The sequence below is a fragment of the Spirillospora sp. NPDC052242 genome, from assembly GCF_040679555.1.
Lineage (GTDB): Bacteria > Actinomycetota > Actinomycetes > Streptosporangiales > Streptosporangiaceae > Spirillospora.
Map to the genome: position 1 here is coordinate 57384 of NZ_JBFAUZ010000032.1, position 19369 is coordinate 76752.

The window sequence follows — 19369 nt, forward strand, 5'->3', positions numbered from 1 at the left end:
CCTGGGAACCCGCTTGATCATCGGCGCGTCCGACCCCTCATGGAGCACTACTGGGCCGCCCGCGGCACGGACATCGCGAACGAACTCCGGAACCTCAGCGGCATCGTCAACGACTACCCCACCGGAGATCCGTTCCTGAGCATCTCCGTGCTCGCCGGGGACGCCGAGGAGGCGGCGAAGTCCGCCGCGGACCACTCGCCCGTCCTCCCCGTGCTCGGGGCGGCCGCGATCGTCCCCTACCTGTGCTGGCGTTCCCTGGACGCCGCGCTCAACGACCGGGTGTACGCCTCCCTGAAAGCGGCGGCGGACGCGCTCGACCCGCTGCCGTGCCCGCACGGCGACGCGGAACACCCCTGCGACTCCGAGCAGGGGCCGGACGCCCTCCTGTACGCGATGGAGGAGATCGCCGCCCTCGCCGAGGACGAACCGGACGACCCGGAGGACGCGGAGGACGCGGAACTCTGGGCCTGCCCGAAGAACCTGGCGGAACTGGCGCGGGACGCCGCCGCGACCATGAGCGTGATGCTCGCCGAGGACGGCCCGGTCGCCCAGGCCGGGGAGGGCATCTACGCGCCGGAACTCCGGGACGAACCCGACGTCTTCTTCGACCACGCGTCCGGGCACCACGACGCCCTCATCACCCGGAACAAGAGGGAGCGGGCGATCCGGCCGAAGTGGCTGCTCGTCCAGCTGTTCCAGATTCTGCGGCGGGAGCCCCCGTGGGACGATGGGCCGGAGGACGACCACCGCGGCTGGCTCATGTGGTGCGCCCGCGAGCTGAGCCGCCGCCCGGACGGCCCCGCCAGTGCGGGACTCGTGCTCGCGCTGTCGAGCGTCTGCGACTACGCCGCCGAGGACGCCGTGCGGGAACGCGTCGTCCGCGACGAGCTGATCGAGGCGCTGTCGGAGGCGCACCGGGTGCGGCGCGGCGCGACCTGCGCGCACGACGGACCGCACCCCGACCTCGCCCCGGAGGAGCGGCTGGTCGCGGCCGCCCGGCTGTGGGACCCCGAGCACACCGACAAGGAGGTCGAGGCCCGGCCGGTGTCCGGCGCGACGGCGGAGGCGGCCGCCTGCCCCGTCCACGTGCGGGAACTCGCCCTGCGCCACGCCGCCGACCTGCGCCGCGACGTCGCCGCGCGCTTCGCCCCGCCCGCGGGCGAGGACCCGTTCTTCGACACGGACGGGAAGCCGAAGATCGCCCGGATCGCCCGGGACGTCCGGTTCCATCTGACGGCCGGCACCGCCGACGCGACCGCGGCCGCCGTCTGCGCCCGCCGCCTGCTCGACGGCGTGACCGACCCCCGCGAACGCGCGGCGTTCGTGCTGTCGGTGGCGCACGCCGTCCGGTACCCGCACTGGTACGCGGACGTGCCCGGGGCCCTGGACGTCCTGACCGAGGCGCTCGGCGCGGTCGCGGCGGCGGACCCGGCGGAGTGCGACCACACCGATGGGCACTCCGCCGAGCCGCTCGAGACCTACGCGCCGCTCCAGATCGCCCAGCTCATCCCGCTCGTCCACGACTCGTTCGGCGGCGAGCTGACCTGGCGGCATCCCGAGCAGCGCCCGTTCGTCCGTCCGAACCGCTACATGGACAAGGAGGGGCCGGGGCCCGACCGCTGGCGGTGCCCCGTCCACCTCGCCGCTCTCGCGCGCCTCGCCCTCGCGGAGGCGAACGCCTGACCTCTAGTGGACCGCCCGGTCGTGGCCCTCCCAGTAGGGGGCGCGCAGCTCCCGCTTGAGGATCTTGCCGGTCGGGTTGCGGGGGATCTCGTCGCGGCGCTCCACCGAGCTCGGGCACTTGAAGTGCGCGAGGCGCTCCCGGCAGAAGTCGATGAGGTCCTGCTCGGAGACGTCGGCGGACAGGACGACGATGGCCTTCGGCGTCTCGCCCCACTTCTCGTGCGGGACGCCGATCACCGCGCAGTCGGTGACGTCCGGGTGGCTCATCAGGACGTTCTCGACCTCGGCCGGGTAGATGTTCTCCCCGCCCGAGATGATCATGTCCTTGACCCGGTCGTGCATGTAGAGGTAGCCGTCCTCGTCCAGGTAGCCGACGTCGCCGGTGCGGAACCAGCCCTCGCCCGGCAGCGCCGTGGCCGTCGCGTCCGGCAGCCCCCAGTAGCCCTTCATGTTCTGCGGGGTGCGGCACAGGATCTCGCCGACCTGCCCGACCGGCTGCTCCTCGCCCGACGCCGGATCGACGATCTTCAGCTCGGTGACCGGGTTGGGCAGGCCGGCGCTGCGCAGCCGGTGCGTGTTCGGGCCGTCCGGGTCGTGGTCCTCGGGCGGCAGCATGGTGATCGCGCCGGTCGTCTCGGTCAGGCCGTAGACCTGCATGAACCCGCTGTTCGGCAGCATCCGCATGGCGCCCCGCAGGACCTCCTCGCTGATCGGCGACGCGCCGTAGATCAGCAGCCGGAGGCTGGACAGGTCGGCCTCGGCCACCTCGGGGATCAGCTGCATGAACTGCAGGAGGACCGGGACGAGGAAGATGTGCGTGACCCGGTGCTCCTCGATCGCGCGGGCGATCAGCGTCGGGTCGGGCTCCCGCGCGATCACGCCCGTGATGCCCTCGTGCACGGCGCAGACCGTGAGGACGTTGCCCGCGACGTGGTACATCGGCATCGCGACCATGAGGACGCTCGTCTCGTCGACGTCCCAGGCGTCCCTCACCATCGGCAGGCCCGCGAGGAAGTTGTCGTGCGTGAGCATCACGCCCTTCGGCAGGCCCGTGGTGCCCGACGAGTAGAGCTGCACGAACACGTCGGACGTCGCGATCTCGACGTCCGGGGCCGTCTCGGGCGCCGCGTTCATCCAGGCGGCGTAGTCGACGTGGGCGTGCCCGTCCGCCCCGTCGATGACGATCGCGTGCGTGGTGTGCTCGAGCTTGTCGCGCACCGCGTCGAGCACCGGGACGAACTCGGGCCCGACGATGAACACCTTCGCGCGCGCGTTGTTGACGATGTAGGCGACCTCGTCGGGCGCCAGCCGGTAGTTCACCGGGACCTGCGCGGCGCCGATCCGCGCCGCGCCGAAGAGCTGCTCGGCGTACTCGAGCGAGTTCTTGTCGAGGACGGCGACCCGGTCCCCGGCGCCGACGCCGGCGTCCGCGAGCGCCGCGGCGGCCCGGTCGACCCGGCGGTCGAAGTCCGCGTACGTGATCCGCGTGTCGCCCGCGATGTAGGCGATGCGGTCGGGGTGCGAGCGTGCGCGCTCGCGCAATTTCTCGGTCAGACCAGGCACGACACGTCCTTTCGCCGATAACCGCACACTTACCGCGCAATCATGCGGCCATCGGCGAGCCGGCGACAAGGGACCAGTGTCCCGGTTCCTAGCCGCTTCTGGACATCTTCGAGACGACGGTGACGGCGAGCACGACGACGACCGCGACGAGCCCGATGAAGAAGAAGAACTTGAGCATCGACAGGATGGCGCCGACGACGGTGAACAGCAGCCAGACCGCCAGCACCACGCCGAGGATCATCAATATTGTTCGGCCCATGACACCAAGGTAGGCCGCCCCACCGACACCCGTCATCACCCTGGAGGACGACCTCGACCCCGAACCCGGGTCGGGGACGCCCCCGAGACCGTCCCTAGGGGGCGGGCGGCGGCTGCGCGCCCGGGTGCGGCCGCCCGCCCGGCGACGCCGGCGGCTCGATCGGCTGCCCGGGCGCCCACCCGCCCGGCCCGGCCGGCGGCTGCCCCGGAGCGGGCTGCCCCGGACCCGGCATCGGCTGCCCCGGCATCGGCTGGCCCGGAGCGAGCTGGCCGTGCATGGGCTGACCGGGCATCGGCTGACCGGGCATCGGCTGGCCCGGCGCGCCGTACGGCTGCCCCACCGGCGGCTGCCCGGGAGCGCCGAACCCCGGCTGCCCGGGACCCCCGGGGCCGAACGCGGGGCCCGTCCCTGAGCCGGACGACATCAGCACCTTCGCCAGCGCGAGTCCCCCGGCGACCAGCGACGCCAGCAGCTCGTACGCCATGAACTTCACCGGTGCCGGCTCCAGCAGGTCGCCGATCGGCCCCGTGCCCGGGAAACGCTCGATCGACAGCATGAGGGCCAAGTACGCCCCGATCCGGACGCCCACCTCCATCGCCACGAACGCCGCGATCGCCGCCCCGATCGGGGCCAGCGGCCCGCGCGGACGGGTGAACAGCAGCGTGCCCCCGAGGACCAGGCCGACGACGAAGCACTCCATCAGGAAGAAGGCCGTCGACGCGCGGAACTCCAGCAGCATGAGCGTGCCGTGGTAGTTCCGGAAGATCGTGAGGACGATCGCGACGCCGGTGGCGAGGGCGCCCCCGACCATGATGAGCGCGAAGACGGCGCCGTTGGAGGTCGCGGAGCGAGTTTGCGGCATTCGGCCATTAAAGCGTCGATCGTCGCCGAGTGTGAAGTCCCCTGTTCGGTCCGCATTCGAGTCCTTACAGAGTGATGACGCGTGCGGTGAACGGCCGGTGAGATCCGTAGCTTGGACCCGTGACGTGCGCGAGAACCCCCCGGCCGGTGACCCCGTGACCGCCCCCGGCCGCATCCTGGTGGTGGACGACGACCCCACGGTCGCCGAGGTCGTGGCCCGCTACCTGGCCCGCGACGGCCACGAGGTGACGTGCGTCGCGGACGGGCGGACGGCGCTGCGCCGGGCCCTCGACCACCCGCCGGACCTGATCGTCCTCGACCTCATGCTGCCCGGCGTCGGCGGGCTCGAGGTGTGCCGGCGGCTGCGCGCGTCCTCGGCCGTCCCGATCGTGATGCTGACCGCGCTCGGCGCCGAGACCGACCGGCTCGCCGGGCTCGAACTCGGCGCGGACGACTACGTGACCAAGCCGTTCAGCCCCCGCGAGCTGGCGCTGCGGGTGAAGTCGGTGCTGCGCCGGGCGCGCGGCCCCGCCGTCCCGTCCGTCCCGGCGGACCCGGGCGGGCCGTGGCGCGACGGCGGCCTCGTCGTGGACGCCGCCGCGCACGAGGCCGTCCTGTGCGGCGCGCCCCTCGCGCTGACCGCCCGCGAGTTCGACCTGCTCGCGTTCCTCGTCCGCCACCCGCGCCGCGCGTTCACCCGCGACGAGCTGCTGAAGCAGGTGTGGGACTGGTCCTTCGGGGACGCCTCGACCGTCACCGTCCACGTGCGGCGGCTCCGGGAGAAGATCGAGGACGACCCGACCGCGCCGCGCCGGATCGTCACGGTGTGGGGCGTCGGCTACCGCTACGAGCCCGCCGCGGAAGGGGACGACGCGTGATCCCGTTCGCCGACCTGCTCCTCGTCGCCGCATACGCGACGCTCGCGGCGGTCACCGTGGCCGCCGTCGCGCTCGTCCTGCTGCACGCGCTGCGCGGACGGTCGGTCGCGACGCAGCTCGTGGTGGTGAGCGCGGCGACCGTCCTCGCGACGGTCGCCGGCATCCTCGTGATCTCGTTCCTGATGCTGATCAACGACCACGACCGGTCGGTCGTGCTCGCGGTGGTGGCGTCCGCGGGCCTGGTGGCGACGGCGGTGTCGCTGCTGCTCGGCCGCCGGCTCGTCGCGGCGAACCGGGCGCTGGTCGAGGCCGTCCGCGCGGACCGGTTCCGCCCGCCCGCGGTGCGCCTCCCGGCGGAGCTGGCCGAGCTGTCCCGCGAGCTGGACGCCGCCTACGCGCGGCTCGCCGCCGCGCACGAGCGGGAGCAGGCCCTCGAGGCCAGCCGCCGGGAGCTGGTCGCGTGGGTGAGCCACGACCTGCGCACCCCGCTCGCCGGGCTCCGCGCGATGGCCGAGGCGCTGGAGGACGAGGTCGTCGTCGACGCCGCGACCGTCCACCGCTACCACGCCCGCATCCGGGTGGAGGCGGAGCGGCTGACGGAGATGGTGGACGACCTGTTCGAGCTGTCCCGCATCCACGCGGGCGCGCTGCGCCTGACGCGGAGCCGGATCGGCCTCGCCGACCTGGTCGCCGAGGCGGTCGCGGGCACCGAGGCGCTCGCCCGCGCGAAGGGCGTCCGGCTGACCGGCGACGTGCGCGGCGCCGGGCCCGTCCGGGTCGACACGGGGGAGCTGGGCCGCGCGCTGCGCAACCTGGTGGTGAACGCGATCCGGCACACGCCCGGCGACGGCACCGTGGAGATCGTCGGGGAGGTGCGGGACGGGCGGGCGCGGGTGACGGTCGCGGACGGCTGCGGCGGCATCCCCGAGGACGACCTGCCGCGCGTCTTCGACGTCGCGTTCCGCGGCGAGGCGGCGCGCAGCCCCGGCGGCGGCGCCGGGCTCGGCCTCGCCATCGCCCGCGGCATCGTCGAGGCCCACGCAGGCGAGATCGGCGTCGCCAACTCCGACACCGGCTGCCGCTTCGAGATCACACTGCCCGCGTGATCCCGGCCGCGGGCCCGGTCAGCCTTCGACGGCCTCGGTCATCAGGCGGACGGTCGCGCAGGGCCAGCGGGTCATGCAGGCGCGGCAGCGGCGGATGGGGCGGTCGGGGTCGCTGCTGATGCCGCCCGCGTCCTGGGGACGGTGCAGGTCGAGCAGGCGCAGAGACAGTTCGGCGAACGCCAGCACCTCGTCGCGGGCGCCGGAGATGAAGGCGACGTCCTCCCGGGAGAGGCGCGCCTTCACGGGGACGAACCCGTCCTTGTTCACCAGCCGGGTGAGGTGCCCGGTGGACGAACGCCACGAGCTCGCCTTCGCCGAGCGCGCGCGGATCGTCTCCAGGCGTTCGCGAAGCCGCGCCTCGCGCTCTTCGGCCGTCATGTGCGGCGCACCCCCCAATGCTCGGCCCGCGCGGCGGCGGAGCCGCCCGCCGTTGCTCGGGTTCAGCGTCCCCCAAACGGGGCCGCCGCGAGGGGCGAACGGCGAAGATCGCGGCCCCGGGCAAGGGTGAAAACAGTCAATTACCGTCCGTAGTACGCAAAGGGTATGGGCGGGTCGGGACGGGAGACACGCCCGGACACGCCCATGTCACAGGGGACTCGGCGAACCGTCTGGCCCATCGGCCATCGGCGGGATAGTGTGCCGAACGTGGAGCTAAACGTCTCGACCGCGTCTCAAGGGGGTCACGCCGTCGTCACGGCGACCGGCGAGCTCGACCTGTACACCGCGCCCAGGCTGCAGGCCGCGCTCGCGGGCCTGCTGCGCGACCAGGTCGACCACATCACGGTCGACCTGAGCGGCGTCGAGTTCTGCGACTCGACCGGCATGAACGTGCTGCTGTCGGCCATGAAGCGGCTCAAGGAGCAGGGCGGCTCGCTCGAACTCGCCGCCCCGCGCCCCGCCGTCAAGCGGATCCTGCAGGTCACCGGGCTCGACACCGTGTTCACCGTGACCGAGGCCGCGCCCGCCATGGACGCCGGCTGACCCGACCGAACCGACCACCGAACCGACCGCCGGAACATCGGGTGAACCGCCGCCCGAACCGGCACGAGCGTGCGACGCGCGCACTACGATCGCCGTTATGCAGGACGTAGCGGTGATCATTCCGGCCAAGGACGAAGCCGACCGCATCGCCGACACCGTCGAGGCCGCCCGCGAACTGCCGGGCGCCGACCTCGTCGTGGTCGTCGACGACGGGTCGTCCGACGGCACCGCCCGGGCGGCGGAACGGGCCGGCGCGCGCGTCGTGCGGCACGGCCGCAACCGCGGCAAGGGCTGCGCCATGGAGAGCGGGGCCGAAGCCGTCAAACTGCTCGAAGACGGCCGCGAGGAACCGCGCCACCTGCTGTTCCTCGACGCCGACCTCGCCGGCACCGCCCGCGAGGCGGCCCCGCTCGTCGAACCCGTCCGGCGCGGCGAGGCCGACATGTCGATCGCGGTGTTCTCCACCACCGTCAAGCTCGGCGGCCACGGGCTCGTCGTGCGGCTGTCCCGCGAGGGCATCCGCCGCGCCACCGGCTGGGAGGCCACGCAGCCGCTCAACGGGCAGCGCTGCCTCACCCGACCGGCGTTCGAGGCCGCCCGGCCGCTCGCCGCCGGGTTCGGCGTGGAGACCGCCCTCACCATCGACCTGCTGCGCCGGGGCTTCCGGGTGACGGAGGTGGAGGTGCCGCTCGCGCACCGCGCCACCGGCACCGACTGGCGCGCGCAGGCGCACCGCGCCCGGCAGTTCCGGGACGTGGCGCGGGCCCTGGCCGTCCGCGACCCCGCGGTGGCCGGGCGGCTGGCCCGGGTGCGCGGCCCCCGCCCGTGACCCGCCCGGCTCCGGCCGGACTCGGCGGCTGCGGGCTCGCCGCCCTCGGCGCGAGCACGCTGTGCTTTCTCGTGACGGCCCTGCTCGGGCCGTCGGCGTTCCAGCCGGCGCTCGCCGGAGCCCCCGCCGAACCCCCCTACTCCCTCGCCACCGAACCGTCGCCGTACCTGGTGACGGCCCTGGTCGCCGCGGGCATCGCGCTGGGCGCCGGCGGGCTGGGCGCCTGCATGGCCGCCGCGCGCCGCGGCTGGACCGTCCGTCCGCTGCCGCTCGTGGGGGCGGGCCTCCTTGCGGCCGTCGCGTTCGTGTTCCTGCCGCCCGTCGGGTCCGCCGACCACCTGAACTACGCGTCGTACGGGCGGATGGCCGCCACCGGGCACGACCCGTACGCGACGACCGCCGCGGACGTCCCGCACGACCCGGTGATCGGCGCGCCGGAGGAGTGGCGCGCGACGCCCAGCGTGTACGGGCCGATCACGACGGCCGGGCAGGCGTTCGCGTCCTGGATCGGCGGCGACTCGGTGAAGCTGACCGTGTTCGCCCTCTCGGCGATCAACGTCGCGGCGTTCGCACTGACCGCGTGGATCCTCTACAAGACGTCCCGGACGCGCGCGCGCCGCCTGCGCACCGCCCTCCTGTGGACGTGCAACCCGCTGCTGCTCTACCACCTGGTGTCGGGCGGGCACAACGACGTCCTCGCCATCGCCCCCATGGTCGCGGCGCTCGCCGTGTTCTCCGGACGCGGCTGGGGCCGGGCCCTCGCGGCGGGCGCGCTGACCGGCGCCGGTGCGGCGATCAAGCTCCCCGCGGCGCTCGTCGGCGGCGGTCCCGCGTGGAGCCTGCTGCGCGACCGGCACGCGCGGCTCCGCCTCCTCGCCCTGTTCGGCGGCGCCGGAGCCGCCGTCGCCGCCGGGTACGCCCTCGCCGGCCCGCACGCCCTCGACCAGATCAACCGGGCCAGCGACATGGTCTCGTTCGCGACCCCCTGGCACCTGCTGGACGACGCGATGGGCCGCGGCTCCAACCGGGGCCTCATCAAGATCGGGATGGTGCTGCTCGCCCTCGGGCTGTTCGCGCTGCTCGTCCGCGCCCTTCCCCGGGACGACGCCGCGGAGCACACGCGCGTCTCGGCGGCGTTCGTCCTCGCATGGCTCCTCGCCGCCCCCTACGCGCTGCCCTGGTACGACGGGTTCGGGTGGGCGCTCCTCGCACTGCTCCCGTGGACGCGCATCGACTGGGTCCTGCTCGCCCACACCACCGCGCTCAGCCTCGCCTACCTGCCCGCGCGCGCGCCGAAGTTCGCCAAGATGCCGGACGACCTGTCGTGGCTCTTCACGACCGTTCGGCCGACGGTCGTTCCGTGGACTCTGGTCGCGCTTCTGCTGGCCCTGGTGTTTCTGTGCCTGCGTTCAGGTCGATCTCCAGCGACCGCAGCCCCGCCGCCAGCATCAGCGGCGTCGCGAGGCTGAACGCCACCGACAGGATCACCACGCCCGAGTCGTTCACCAGCATGCCGATCAGCCCGACCGCCAGCGCGCTGATCACCGCGGGCCGCATCGTCCGGCTGTGCTCGTAGGCCCGCCCGAGCAGCGACACCCGCCACCGCGTCGGCCGCGCCAGCACGAAGAACAGGAAGATCACCGCCGCGATCAGCGCCACCGTGTACGGCCAGTACCCGAGGCTGCCGATCATCGCGTTGAACTTGCGGACGACGACGCCCCACGCCTCGCCCGCCACCAGGTCCTGCCAGAAACGCCCTAGATGCGTGGGATTGGCGCTCTGCGCGTTCCAGTACGAGATGCCGAGCACCACCGCCGCGCCCGCCGCGCAGAACGCCGCCAGCTTCACCGGCGACACCCGCCGGCCCGTCACCAGCATCCCGAGCATCGCGAACGCCGGCACCATCGCCAGCACCCCGCCGAAGTCGCTGCCCCACGCCGGCAGCCCGTCCACCGCCACCGCGACCACCCCGATGACCGCCACCAGCGCCGCCGCGACCGCCGTCCGCTCCCGCCGCAGCGGGAACTCCGTCAGCCACGCCGCCGTCAGGATCGCCGCCACCGCGAACAGCGCGAACGCCTGGTTGCCGAACCCGTAGAACCGTCCCGCGATCAGCGCCGTGTACCCCATCAGCGTGTTCAGCTGCAGGTGCGACCCGGTCATCACGTCGAGCGCCAGCACCACCGCCGTCACCGCAGTGATCACCAGCCCCGGCAGGAACACCGACCTCCGCCACGGTCCCGCCAGCGACAGCCCCGTCAGCAGCGCCCCGAACCCCAGCACCGTCAGGACGAGCATCACCGTCGGATTCGACGCCCGCCACCACGGCAGCAGCCCGGTCAGGAACGTCGCCGCCGGAACCGCGCCGCCGAACAGCGCGATCACCCGCGTCCCGCCCAGGATCCGCGCCCGCGACCGCCGGTCCCCGCCGAGCCGCCGCAGCGCCAGCGCCGCCGCACCGTACGCGACGAGCTGCGCCGCGAACAGCACCCAGTAGAACGACGTCTGCACGGCGCTGATCCCCTGCGCCGCCACGTCGTCGTCGTCCAGCGCCTCCACCCGCTCGGCCGCCGCGTCGTCCGAGGGCTCGCCCCGCCACGCCGAACCCACCGCGGCGTCCGGCCGCTCCAGCCCGAGCTCCTCCAGCGCGGTCGCCGTCAGGTCCGTGAGCGTCACGAGCCCCTGCTGCCGCGTCGCGCCCGACGTCAGGTACCCGTCGCCGAACCCCTCGCCCCTCGCGACCGCCACGTGCAGGTGCGGGTCCGCGCTCGCGTCCGCGAGGCCCGCGACCAGCACGGTCGTCCCGTCCGGCACGCTCGACAGCACCCGCGCGACCCGGCGGTCCGCCGCGGCCGCCGCCGCGCCCCGCTCGTCCGCGGTGAGCTCGACCGGCTCGCCGTCCGCTTCCACCCCGGCGTCGACGTGCGCGCGGAAGACGTCGTCCACCGCCACCCCCGCGACCGGGCACGCCGCCCAGTCCGCGGGCCGCACCTCACCGGGGGAGCCGGCGTACCGGTCCACGCGCCCGCTCCCGTCGGCGAGCCCGAACACCGCGCCCGGCCCCACCGCCAACGTGCAGCCGCCCGCCGCGTGCACCGCGTCCCCGAGCAGCCCCGCCTTCGCGCGGTAGCCCGTGCCCGCGTTGTCCTTCACGATCGCCGGCCACCCGGGCGCGACCGCCCCGCCCTGCGGCACCCCCGCACCCGACGTGACGGGCGTCGCGGGCAGCGCGCAGTTCCCGTCCGGCAGCCGGGCCCGCTGCCCCGCCGACACCGTGAGCCACCCGTCCGTCGGGCACGTCAGCCGCCGCGTCGTCCGCACGCTCAGCGCCGCGCTCGACCCGTCCTCGACCAGGCTCCACAGCGCGGGCGTGTTCTCCCGGTCGACGTCGCTCCACAGCAGCCCCGGAACGCCCACGACGACCACGCGTCCCGCGGGCTCCGCCGCCGCCGGCGGCGCGAACAGGACCGACAGCCCCGCCACCCCGGCGACCACCGCAGCGAGGGTCGCAAGGAGAATCCCGGCCCTCGTCCCCCGCTGAACCATGGCGTCGAGTGTATGGCGTCGTCGCGATCCCTCGTGTTGGCCCGGACGTCAGGCCGCGGACACCCGGACGGGAGGCGAGGAAGTGATCGCGGCGAGCCTGGGGACGCGGCCGCCCAAATAGACTCGGCGAAATGTGGCGCAAGGGATCTCGGGCGGTGGGCGGCGGGCCGGCGGACCTGCTGATCGTGCTGGCCGGGGTCGTCGTCGCCGTCGTCGCGGTGGCGCCGATCGCCTCGCACTGGCTCACCAACCCGCCCGACCAGCGGCTCGTCGACCTCGAGGTCTACCGCGAGGGCGGGCGCGCGATCCTGCGGGGCGCGCCGCTGTACGAGGTGCTCACGCAGCCGCCGCAGTTCCTCCCCTTCACCTACCCGCCGTTCGCCGCCGCGCTCGCCGTGCCGTTCACGCTGCTGCCGTGGGGCGCGGCCCAGATCGTCTGGACGGCGCTGATCTACGCGGCGCTCGTGGTCGTCGTCCGGTACTCGTTCCGCGACCTGATCCGGCGGACGGGACGCTGGGCGCCGCTCGCGACCGGGGCGCTCGTCGGGGCCGCCGCGTGGATCCTGCCGGACCGGGACCAGATCCGGTTCGGGCAGGTCGGGCTGTTCCTGCTCGCGATGTGCCTGGCCGACTGCTGCTCGCGCTCGCCGCGCTGGCCGCGCGGCGTCCTCGTCGGGCTCGCCGTCGCGATCAAGCTGGTGCCGGGCGTCTTCCTCATCTACTTCCTGATCACCGGACGGTTCCGCGCCGCGGGCAACGCGGTCATGACGGCCGTCGGGGCGACCCTGTTCGGGTTCATGCTGCTGCCGTCCGACTCGGTCGACTACTGGTTCGGCGCGCTGCTGCAGGGCGGCGACCGGACGGGCGCGATCGACGGGACGACGAACCAGGCGATCAACGGCATCGTCGCGCGCGTCCTGCCGGAGGGGACCGTCCGGTCCGCGGTGTGGCTCGTCCTCTGGCTGGCCATGGCGTACGTCGGGTTCATGCTCGCGCTCCGCGCGACCCGCGCCGCCGACGCGCTCGCCGGGCCGCCGTCCCGGACGTTCCCGGGGACCGACCACCTCCCGGCCGCCGACCGTCCGGAGTCCTACGGCCTGCTGCTCGCCGGGGTCTCGATCACCGGCCTGCTGTCCGTCCTGCTGTCCCCTGTCGGGTGGATTCACCACTTCGTCTGGATGATCCCGGTCATCGGGGCTCTGGTGGGCGATGGGCGAGACACGCGAAGATGTCTTTTCGGCGCGGCGACGTGGTTCTACTTCCTGTGGCCGCTGCCCTGGTGGGGCGCCCGGATGATCGGCCCCGAACACGGATATGTCGCCGAATTCTTCGGCCGTGTGATCCAGGATCTGTTCGGTCTGGCGGCCATCGCGTCCGTCTTCGTCCTCGGCCGCTGGCTCGTCGACAGAGCGCTACGCGACGATCACCCTCGGGATCCTTCGCAGAAGCGGGTGGAGGTGGGTACGCTCGGCCCGTGATGTTGGTCACGGTGGCCGTCGCCGGCCTGGTCGCCGGAGTCGTGGGCCTGTCCATCGCGGTGGTGGCCCACAACCGGGTGAATCAGGTCGTCGACGAATGCGGGCACATGCTGCGGCGTCAGCTCCAGATAGCGGGCGGCACGGTCGACGAGTGCGCCCTGCGCGACCTCGCCATCGTGCACTACGACGCCCTCAAGGAGATGACGGGGCGGCGCTCCTTCTCCCTCGCGCTGCTCAACGCCGTCGGCGACGGCGTCGTCATCAGCTCCATCAACGGGCGCACCGAGACGCGCACCTACGCCAAGGCCGTCCAGGCGGGGCAGCCCGTCGAGCGGCTCTCCCCCGAGGAGAACCAGGCCCTGCGCGCCGCCCGCCTCGGCAAGGGCCCCGTCGTCTCCATGGACGACCCCCTCGCCGACTTCGGCGACGAGGCGACCACGACGCGCACCTGACGGCAAGTAGAATCGGTCTCTCTCGCCACGCCCACGTCAGGCGTGACTTTCCACACCACCGTCGGGGGACCTCGTGACCGCAGACGCCAGGCCGGAACGCTACGCCTTCCTGGGTCCGCGCGGCACGTTCACCGAGGCGGCGCTCCTGTCGGTCCCGGGCGCCGCCGACGCCGAGCAGGTCCCGTACGCGACCGTCCCGGCCGTCCTGGACGCCCTGCGCCGCGGCGACGCCGACGCCGCGGTCGTCGCGCTGGAGAACTCCGTCGAGGGCTCGGTCCCCACCACCCTCGACGAACTCGCCACCGGCGAGCCCCTGCAGATCGTCGGCGAGATCCACCTCCCCGTGACGTTCGCCCTGCTCGTCCGTCCGGGCACCGCGATCGAGGACATCAAGTCCGTCGCCTCGCACCCCATCGCGCAGCCCCAGTGCCGCCGCTGGCTCGCCGGCAACGTCCCGCACGCCGAATGGCACGCGGCGACGTCGAACGCCGAGGCCGCCCAGCGCGTCGCCGACGGCCACTACGACGCCGCGCTCGCCGGCTCGTTCGCCGCGGCCCGCTACGGCCTCACCGTCCTCGCCGAGGACATCCACGACATCGCCGACGCCGTCACGCGCTTCATCGTCCTGCGCCGCCCCTGCGCCCCGCCCGAGCCCACCGGCACCGACCGCACCACGGTCGTCGCCTTCATCGGCGAGGACCACCCCGGCGCCCTCCTGGAGATCCTCACCGAGTTCTCCGTCCGCGGCATCAACCTGACGCTCATCCAGTCCCGCCCCACCGGCGCGGGCCTCGGCTCCTACCTCTTCTGGATGGACTTCGAGGGCCACGTCCGCGACGCCCGCGTCGGCGAGGCCCTGATGGGCCTGCGCCGCATCTGCGCCGACGTCCGCTACGTCGGCTCGTACCCCCGCGCCGACCGCGTCCGTCCCGAGATCCGCCGCGGCACCCACGACGACGACTACACCGCCGCCGCCGCCTGGCTCACCGCCATCGGCGGCACCCCACCCGCCGACCCCCGCTGATCCGGCACACTGCCGGGGTGGACTTTGATTCGTTCGAGCGTGAGTTGTGGGCCGGGCGGGCGTCCGCTTATGAGCGGGGGTTCGCTCGGCTGACGGCGTACCTGGTGGGGCCGCTGCTGGACGCGGCGGGGGTCGGGGACGGGGCGCGGACGCTGGACGTCGGGACGGGGCCGGGGATCGTGTCGGCCGCGGCGGTGCGGCGGGGGGCGGCGGTGTCGGCGGTCGACGCCGACGCGGGGATGGCGGAGACGGCGCGGCGGAACGTGCCGGAGGCGGACGTGCGGGTGGCGGTGCTGCCGGACGTGCCGTTCCCGGACGGGGCGTTCGACGCGGTCGTCGGTAATTTCGTGATCAACCATGTGGGGGATCCGGGGGCGGTGCTGGCGCGGCTGCGGCGGGTGCTGCGGCCGGGCGGGCGGCTGGCGGTGAGCTGCTGGGCGATGCCGGGGACGGGGGCGCTCGGGCTGGTGCGGGAGGCGATCGACCGGGCGGAGGTGCCGTGGCCCGCGGACATGCCGGTGCCGCCGTTCATGGAGCACGGGGAGCCGGCGGCGTTCCGGCGGCTGATGGTGGGGGCCGGGTTCGCGGACGTCGCGGTGGAGGAGGTGACGTGGGAGCACGTCGTCGATCCGGACGAGTGGTGGGAGCTGGGCGCGCTGGCGCGGGTGGGCAGCAACGGCGTGGTGGTGGGACGGCAGGACGCGGCGACGGTCGCGCGGATCAAGGCCCGGTACGACGAGGTCGTGGCGGGGTATCCGGAGCGGGACGGGGGCGTGGCGCTGCCGGCGCACGCGCTGCTGGCGAGCGGCGCGGCCTGAAAAACGATCCGGTGCGCGGCGCGGGGGCGATAGCCTCGCTGTTGTGATTGACCTGCGAGCTCTTCGAGAGGACCCCGAGCGGCTGCGTGCATCGCAGCGCGCGCGCGGGGAGGATGACGGCGTCGTCGATCGGCTGCTCGACCTGGACGGGAGGCGGCGTTCCGCGCTGACGTCCTTCGAGACGCTGCGGGCGGAGCAGAAGAGTTTCGGCAAGTCGGTGTCCCGGGCGAGCGGGGACGAGCGGGAGAAGCTGCTGGCGCGGGCGAAGGAGCTGGCGCAGCAGGTCAAGGACGCCGAGGGCGAGGCCGACCGGCTCGGTGCGGAGCTGGACGCGCTGCTGAAGGCGGTCCCGAACGTCGTCGAGGACGGCGTCCCGCCGGGCGGCGAGGAGGACTTCGTCGTCCTGGAGCACGTCGGGGAGCCGACGGAGTTCGACTTCGCGCCGAAGGACCACCTGGAGCTCGGCGAGGCGCTCGGCGCGATCGACATGGAGCGCGGCGCGAAGGTGTCGGGCGCGCGGTTCTACTACCTGACGGGCGTGGGGGCGCGGCTGCAGTACGCGCTGCTGAACCTCGCGATGGAGCAGGCCGTCTCGAACGGGTTCGTCCCGATGTATCCGCCGGTGCTGGTGAAGCCGGACGCGATGGAGGGCACCGGGTTCCTCGGCGCCCATTCCGCCGAGGTGTACCACCTGGAAGAGGACGACCTGTACCTCGTGGGCACGTCGGAGGTGCCGCTCGCGGCGTACCACATGAACGAGATCATCGACGCGCTGCCGCGGCGGTACGCGGCGTGGTCGTCGTGCTTCCGGCGGGAGGCGGGCTCGTACGGCAAGGACACCCGCGGCATCATCCGGGTGCACCAGTTCGACAAGATCGAGATGTTCTCCTACTGCGACCCGGCCGACGCTCACGAGGAGCATCTGCGGCTGCTGGAGTGGGAGAAGGAGATGCTCGCCAAGGTCGAGATCCCGTACCGGGTGATCGACGTGGCGGCGGGCGATCTCGGCGCGAGCGCGGCCCGCAAGTACGACTGCGAGGCGTGGGTGCCGTCGCAGGGGACGTACCGGGAGGTCACGTCGACGTCGAACTGCACGGAGTTCCAGGCGCGGCGGCTGTCGGTCCGGCACAAGGACGCGGACGGCAAGAACCAGCCGGTCGCGACCCTCAACGGGACGCTCGCGACGACGCGGTGGATGGTCGCGATCCTGGAGAACCACCAGCGTGCGGACGGTTCGGTGCGGGTGCCCGAGGCGCTGCGGAAGTTCCTCGGGACGGACGTGCTGGAGCCCGTCGCCCGCTGAACGGCTTCGACGCGCGCGGCCCGGGACGTCCGTCCCGGGCCGTGGTGCATGTGGGACGAACGCGATAAGGGGCCACTCGGCGGACAAGTGGGTTGTGCGGTCGCCTAGGGTGTGATTCAGCTGCACTGGAAGGTGACATGACCAAGCCCGCGCCCCGCGTTATCGCCACCGACCTCGACGGCACGATCGTCCGGTCCGACGGGAGGATCTCGGCCCGCACGGTCGACGCGCTCGCCCGCGTCGAGCGCGCCGGGGCGCTGCTCGTCATGGTCACCGGACGGCCGCCGCGCTGGATGACCGAGATCGCCGCGGCGGTCGGGCATCACGGCGTCGCGATCTGCGCGAACGGGGCCGTCCTGTACGACCTGCACACCGAGACGGTGCTGCGCGCGCACGAGATCGCGACGGACGTGCTGGGCGAGGCGATCGAGCGGCTGCGGGGGGTGTCGCCGGAGCTGCGGTTCGCGGTCGAGTACCCGACGGGCTTCGTGTTCGACTCGCGCTACAGCCTGGGCCGCTGGGACGCCGAGGCGCTCGGCGGCCGGTTCGTCGACGACGCGGAGCTGGTGGCACGTCCGGGCACGAAGCTGCTGGCGTTCCATCCGGACGCCGATCCGGACGTGCTCGCGGAGAAGGCGGTGCAGGCGGTCGGCGACCTGGTGACGGTGACGCACTCGTCGGGCCGGGGGCTGCTGGAGATGAGCGCGCACGGGGTGACGAAGGCGACGGCGCTCGCGGAGTTCTGCGCGGAACGCGGGGTGGACGCGGCCGACGTGGTCGCGTTCGGGGACATGCCGAACGATCTGCCGATGCTGGGCTGGGCGGGGACGTCGTACGGGGTGGCGAACGGGCACCCGCTGGTGCTGGCGGCGGTCACGCACCGGACGGCCCGCAACGACGACGACGGCGTCGCCCAGGTGCTCGAGCGCCTGTTCCCGTAAAGCTGCCCTGCCCTTAGAGAAGTGTGGGCCGCACCCGGGGCGGGTGCGGCCCGAACGTCAAGGCGTCTACAGGTACGGGCCGGTCGCGTGGCGCGTGCCGTGCTGTTTCTGTTCGTCTTCCGTGGGGGGAACCATCCCGGCGGGGAGGGCGCGGCGCATCTGTTCGAGCTGCGCGCGCGCCGCCATCTGCTGGGCGAACAGGGTGGTCTGGATGCCGTGGAAGAGGCCCTCCAGCCAGCCGACGAGCTGGGCCTGTGCGATGCGCAGTTCGGCTTCGCTCGGCACGTGCCCCTCGGTGAACGGGAGCGAGAGCCGCTCCAGTTCCTCGACGAGCTCGGGCGCCAGACCGTCCTCCAGCTCCTTGATGGACGACTTGTGGATCTCGCGGAGCCGCGCGCGGCTCGCCTCGTCCAGCGGTGCGGCCTTCACCTCGTCGAGCAGCTGGCGGATCATCCCGCCGATCCGCATGACCTTTGCGGGCTGCTCGACCATCTCGGCGACCGACTTGTCGGCCTTATCCGTGTCACCGCCCTCCATGGCGATGCCGCCGGGGCCCACCACGAGAACCTGAGGCTCCTGTTCGGACTCGTTCTTCGAAGGCTCGCTCATATCCCCTCATCCTCACACGGTCAGCAGGATCTTGCCGACGTGTCCGCTCTCTTCGAGCAGTTCGTGCGCGCGCGCCGCGTCCGCCATGGGGATCCGCCGGTCGACCACCGGACGGACGTCCCCGGACGCGATCAGCGGCCACACGTTCTCCCGCACGCCCGCGACGATCTCCGCCTTCTCCTCGACGGGACGCGACCGCAGCGACGTCGGGTGCACCATCGCGCGCTTGCGCAGCAGCGTGCCGATGTCCAGCTCGGCCTTCGTCCCGCCCTGCAGGCCGATGATCATAAGGCGGCCGCCGACCGCGAGCGCGGCCACGTTCCGGGCCAGGTACTTGGCACCGATCAGGTCGAGGATCACGTCGTACGGGCCGGCGTCGACGAAGTCCTCGGTGCGGTAGTTCACGGCGACGTCCGCGCCCAGTTCCCGGCACCGCTCCGCCTTCTCCGGGCTGCCCACCGTGCAGACGACCCGGGCGCCGCGCGCCTTCGCGAGCTGGATCGCGAGCGTCCCGATGCCGCTGCCGCCGCCGTGCGCGAGCAGCGTCTCCCCGGCCCGCAGCCGCCCCAGCATGAAGACGTTCGACCACACGGTGCACGCGACCTCCGGCAGGCCCGCGGCGTCCACCAGGTCGACGCCGTCCGGGATCGGCAGGACCTGCCCGGCGGGCACCGCCACCCGCTCCGCGTACCCGCCGCCGGCGAGCAGCGCGCACACCTCGTCGCCGACCCGGGGCCACGCGACGCCTTCGCCGACCTCGACGACCCGTCCCGACACCTCCAGGCCCGGGTAGGGCGGCGCGCCGTCGGGCGGCGGGTAGAAGCCGAGCCGCTGCATGACGTCGGCGCGGTTGACCGCGCTCGCCGCGACCTCGATCAGTACCTCGCCCGGTCCCGCGGCCGGGTCCGGCACGGTCGTCCATTCCAGGACGTCCGGATCGCCGGGCTCGCGGATCACGATCGCACGCATGCGTTCACGTTATCCGCTGGGCCGGTACAGGTCGTCCGCCGGTTCCGTCCGGGTGACGCGCGGTCGAAG

18 protein-coding genes and 1 pseudogene are annotated in these 19369 nt (G+C 73.5%); 12 read left to right on the forward strand and 7 right to left on the reverse strand.

From position 1 onward, the window contains the following. The first annotated feature begins 39 nt into the window (after positions 1-39). Positions 40-1683 (forward strand): hypothetical protein, encoded by a 1644-nt coding sequence (locus AB0L25_RS25160; protein ID WP_500175127.1) that lies wholly within the window; start codon positions 40-42, stop codon positions 1681-1683. A gap of 3 nt (positions 1684-1686) precedes the next feature. On the opposite strand, the gene AB0L25_RS25165 is transcribed toward AB0L25_RS25160, so the two are convergent. The 3 genes from AB0L25_RS25165 to AB0L25_RS25175 form a co-directional block, all read right to left on the reverse strand. Next, a complete protein-coding gene (locus AB0L25_RS25165; RefSeq protein WP_500175128.1) occupies positions 1687-3246 on the reverse strand; it encodes a long-chain-fatty-acid--CoA ligase in 1560 nt (519 codons plus the stop codon). 88 nt (positions 3247-3334) lie between these two features. Next, positions 3335-3505, reverse strand: a complete 171-nt coding sequence (locus AB0L25_RS25170) for a hypothetical protein (RefSeq protein WP_378298424.1) — start codon at positions 3503-3505, stop codon at positions 3335-3337. Positions 3506-3599: 94 nt separating this feature from the next. Beyond that, positions 3600-4367, reverse strand: a complete 768-nt coding sequence (locus AB0L25_RS25175) for a hypothetical protein (protein ID WP_500175129.1) — start codon at positions 4365-4367, stop codon at positions 3600-3602. 124 nt (positions 4368-4491) lie between these two features. On the opposite strand from AB0L25_RS25175, the gene AB0L25_RS25180 reads away from it, so the two are divergent. Continuing rightward, positions 4492-5244: a response regulator transcription factor gene (locus AB0L25_RS25180; RefSeq protein ID WP_500175130.1), complete on the forward strand. Its 753-nt coding sequence runs from the start codon at positions 4492-4494 to the stop codon at positions 5242-5244. Next, a complete protein-coding gene (locus AB0L25_RS25185) occupies positions 5241-6350 on the forward strand; it encodes a sensor histidine kinase (protein WP_500175131.1) in 1110 nt (369 codons plus the stop codon). Before AB0L25_RS25180 ends, AB0L25_RS25185 begins: the two co-directional genes overlap by 4 nt. A gap of 18 nt (positions 6351-6368) precedes the next feature. On the opposite strand, the gene AB0L25_RS25190 is transcribed toward AB0L25_RS25185, so the two are convergent. After that, positions 6369-6728, reverse strand: a complete 360-nt coding sequence (locus AB0L25_RS25190; RefSeq protein WP_500175132.1) for a hypothetical protein — start codon at positions 6726-6728, stop codon at positions 6369-6371. 267 nt (positions 6729-6995) lie between these two features. Between AB0L25_RS25190 and AB0L25_RS25195 the strand changes: the two genes are divergently transcribed. The 3 genes and pseudogenes from AB0L25_RS25195 to mptB all read left to right on the forward strand — a co-directional run. Next, entirely contained in the window at positions 6996-7331 is a 336-nt protein-coding gene (locus AB0L25_RS25195; RefSeq protein WP_500175133.1) for an STAS domain-containing protein, read from the forward strand. Between the two features lie 97 nt (positions 7332-7428). Continuing rightward, a complete protein-coding gene (locus AB0L25_RS25200) occupies positions 7429-8160 on the forward strand; it encodes a glycosyltransferase family 2 protein (protein ID WP_500175134.1) in 732 nt (243 codons plus the stop codon). Further along, a pseudogene (gene mptB, locus AB0L25_RS25205) lies at positions 8157-9308 on the forward strand (polyprenol phosphomannose-dependent alpha 1,6 mannosyltransferase MptB); the annotation flags it as partial. The gene AB0L25_RS25200 and the pseudogene mptB, both read left to right, overlap by 4 nt. A gap of 184 nt (positions 9309-9492) precedes the next feature. Here mptB and AB0L25_RS25210 read toward each other — a convergent pair. After that, positions 9493-11655, reverse strand: coding sequence for a hypothetical protein (locus tag AB0L25_RS25210; protein WP_500175135.1), 2163 nt, complete (start codon positions 11653-11655; stop codon positions 9493-9495). 182 nt (positions 11656-11837) lie between these two features. Between AB0L25_RS25210 and AB0L25_RS25215 the strand changes: the two genes are divergently transcribed. From AB0L25_RS25215 to AB0L25_RS25240, 6 genes are all read left to right on the forward strand, one after another. Next, the gene (locus AB0L25_RS25215; RefSeq protein ID WP_500175136.1) at positions 11838-13184 is read left to right on the forward strand and encodes a glycosyltransferase 87 family protein; all 1347 of its coding nucleotides are present in this window, start codon (positions 11838-11840) and stop codon (positions 13182-13184) included. Beyond that, positions 13184-13636 (forward strand): DUF4446 family protein, encoded by a 453-nt coding sequence (locus AB0L25_RS25220; RefSeq protein ID WP_500175183.1) that lies wholly within the window; start codon positions 13184-13186, stop codon positions 13634-13636. The genes AB0L25_RS25215 and AB0L25_RS25220 overlap by 1 nt, the downstream gene beginning before the upstream one ends. Before the next feature lie 73 nt (positions 13637-13709). Beyond that, entirely contained in the window at positions 13710-14660 is a 951-nt protein-coding gene (gene pheA / locus AB0L25_RS25225; protein ID WP_500175137.1) for a prephenate dehydratase, read from the forward strand. Between the two features lie 17 nt (positions 14661-14677). After that, positions 14678-15478, forward strand: coding sequence for a class I SAM-dependent methyltransferase (locus AB0L25_RS25230; RefSeq protein WP_500175138.1), 801 nt, complete (start codon positions 14678-14680; stop codon positions 15476-15478). Positions 15479-15521: 43 nt separating this feature from the next. Further along, positions 15522-16781: a serine--tRNA ligase gene (gene serS / locus AB0L25_RS25235; RefSeq protein WP_500175139.1), complete on the forward strand. Its 1260-nt coding sequence runs from the start codon at positions 15522-15524 to the stop codon at positions 16779-16781. Positions 16782-16918: 137 nt separating this feature from the next. Beyond that, positions 16919-17722 (forward strand): Cof-type HAD-IIB family hydrolase, encoded by an 804-nt coding sequence (locus tag AB0L25_RS25240; protein WP_500175140.1) that lies wholly within the window; start codon positions 16919-16921, stop codon positions 17720-17722. Positions 17723-17788: 66 nt separating this feature from the next. Here AB0L25_RS25240 and AB0L25_RS25245 read toward each other — a convergent pair whose 3' ends face one another. Then, positions 17789-18331: a bacterial proteasome activator family protein gene (locus AB0L25_RS25245; protein WP_500175141.1), complete on the reverse strand. Its 543-nt coding sequence runs from the start codon at positions 18329-18331 to the stop codon at positions 17789-17791. Positions 18332-18343: 12 nt separating this feature from the next. Beyond that, the gene (locus AB0L25_RS25250) at positions 18344-19300 is read right to left on the reverse strand and encodes an NAD(P)H-quinone oxidoreductase (RefSeq protein ID WP_500175142.1); all 957 of its coding nucleotides are present in this window, start codon (positions 19298-19300) and stop codon (positions 18344-18346) included. Positions 19301-19369 lie beyond the last annotated feature (69 nt).

Excerpts from the sequence above, each read along its gene's own strand:
- AB0L25_RS25160 (WP_500175127.1), top strand. The coding sequence starts at position 40 with ATGGAGCACTACTGGGCCGCCCGCGGCACGGACATCGCGAACGAACTC.
- AB0L25_RS25170 (WP_378298424.1), bottom strand. The coding sequence starts at position 3,505 with ATGGGCCGAACAATATTGATGATCCTCGGCGTGGTGCTGGCGGTCTGG.
- AB0L25_RS25175 (WP_500175129.1), bottom strand. The coding sequence starts at position 4,367 with ATGCCGCAAACTCGCTCCGCGACCTCCAACGGCGCCGTCTTCGCGCTC.
- AB0L25_RS25190 (WP_500175132.1), bottom strand. The coding sequence starts at position 6,728 with ATGACGGCCGAAGAGCGCGAGGCGCGGCTTCGCGAACGCCTGGAGACG.
- AB0L25_RS25200 (WP_500175134.1), top strand. The coding sequence starts at position 7,429 with ATGCAGGACGTAGCGGTGATCATTCCGGCCAAGGACGAAGCCGACCGC.
- AB0L25_RS25215 (WP_500175136.1), top strand. The coding sequence starts at position 11,838 with ATGTGGCGCAAGGGATCTCGGGCGGTGGGCGGCGGGCCGGCGGACCTG.
- AB0L25_RS25220 (WP_500175183.1), top strand. The coding sequence starts at position 13,184 with ATGTTGGTCACGGTGGCCGTCGCCGGCCTGGTCGCCGGAGTCGTGGGC.
- AB0L25_RS25240 (WP_500175140.1), top strand. The coding sequence starts at position 16,919 with ATGACCAAGCCCGCGCCCCGCGTTATCGCCACCGACCTCGACGGCACG.
- AB0L25_RS25245 (WP_500175141.1), bottom strand. The coding sequence starts at position 18,331 with ATGAGCGAGCCTTCGAAGAACGAGTCCGAACAGGAGCCTCAGGTTCTC.
- AB0L25_RS25250 (WP_500175142.1), bottom strand. The coding sequence starts at position 19,300 with ATGCGTGCGATCGTGATCCGCGAGCCCGGCGATCCGGACGTCCTGGAA.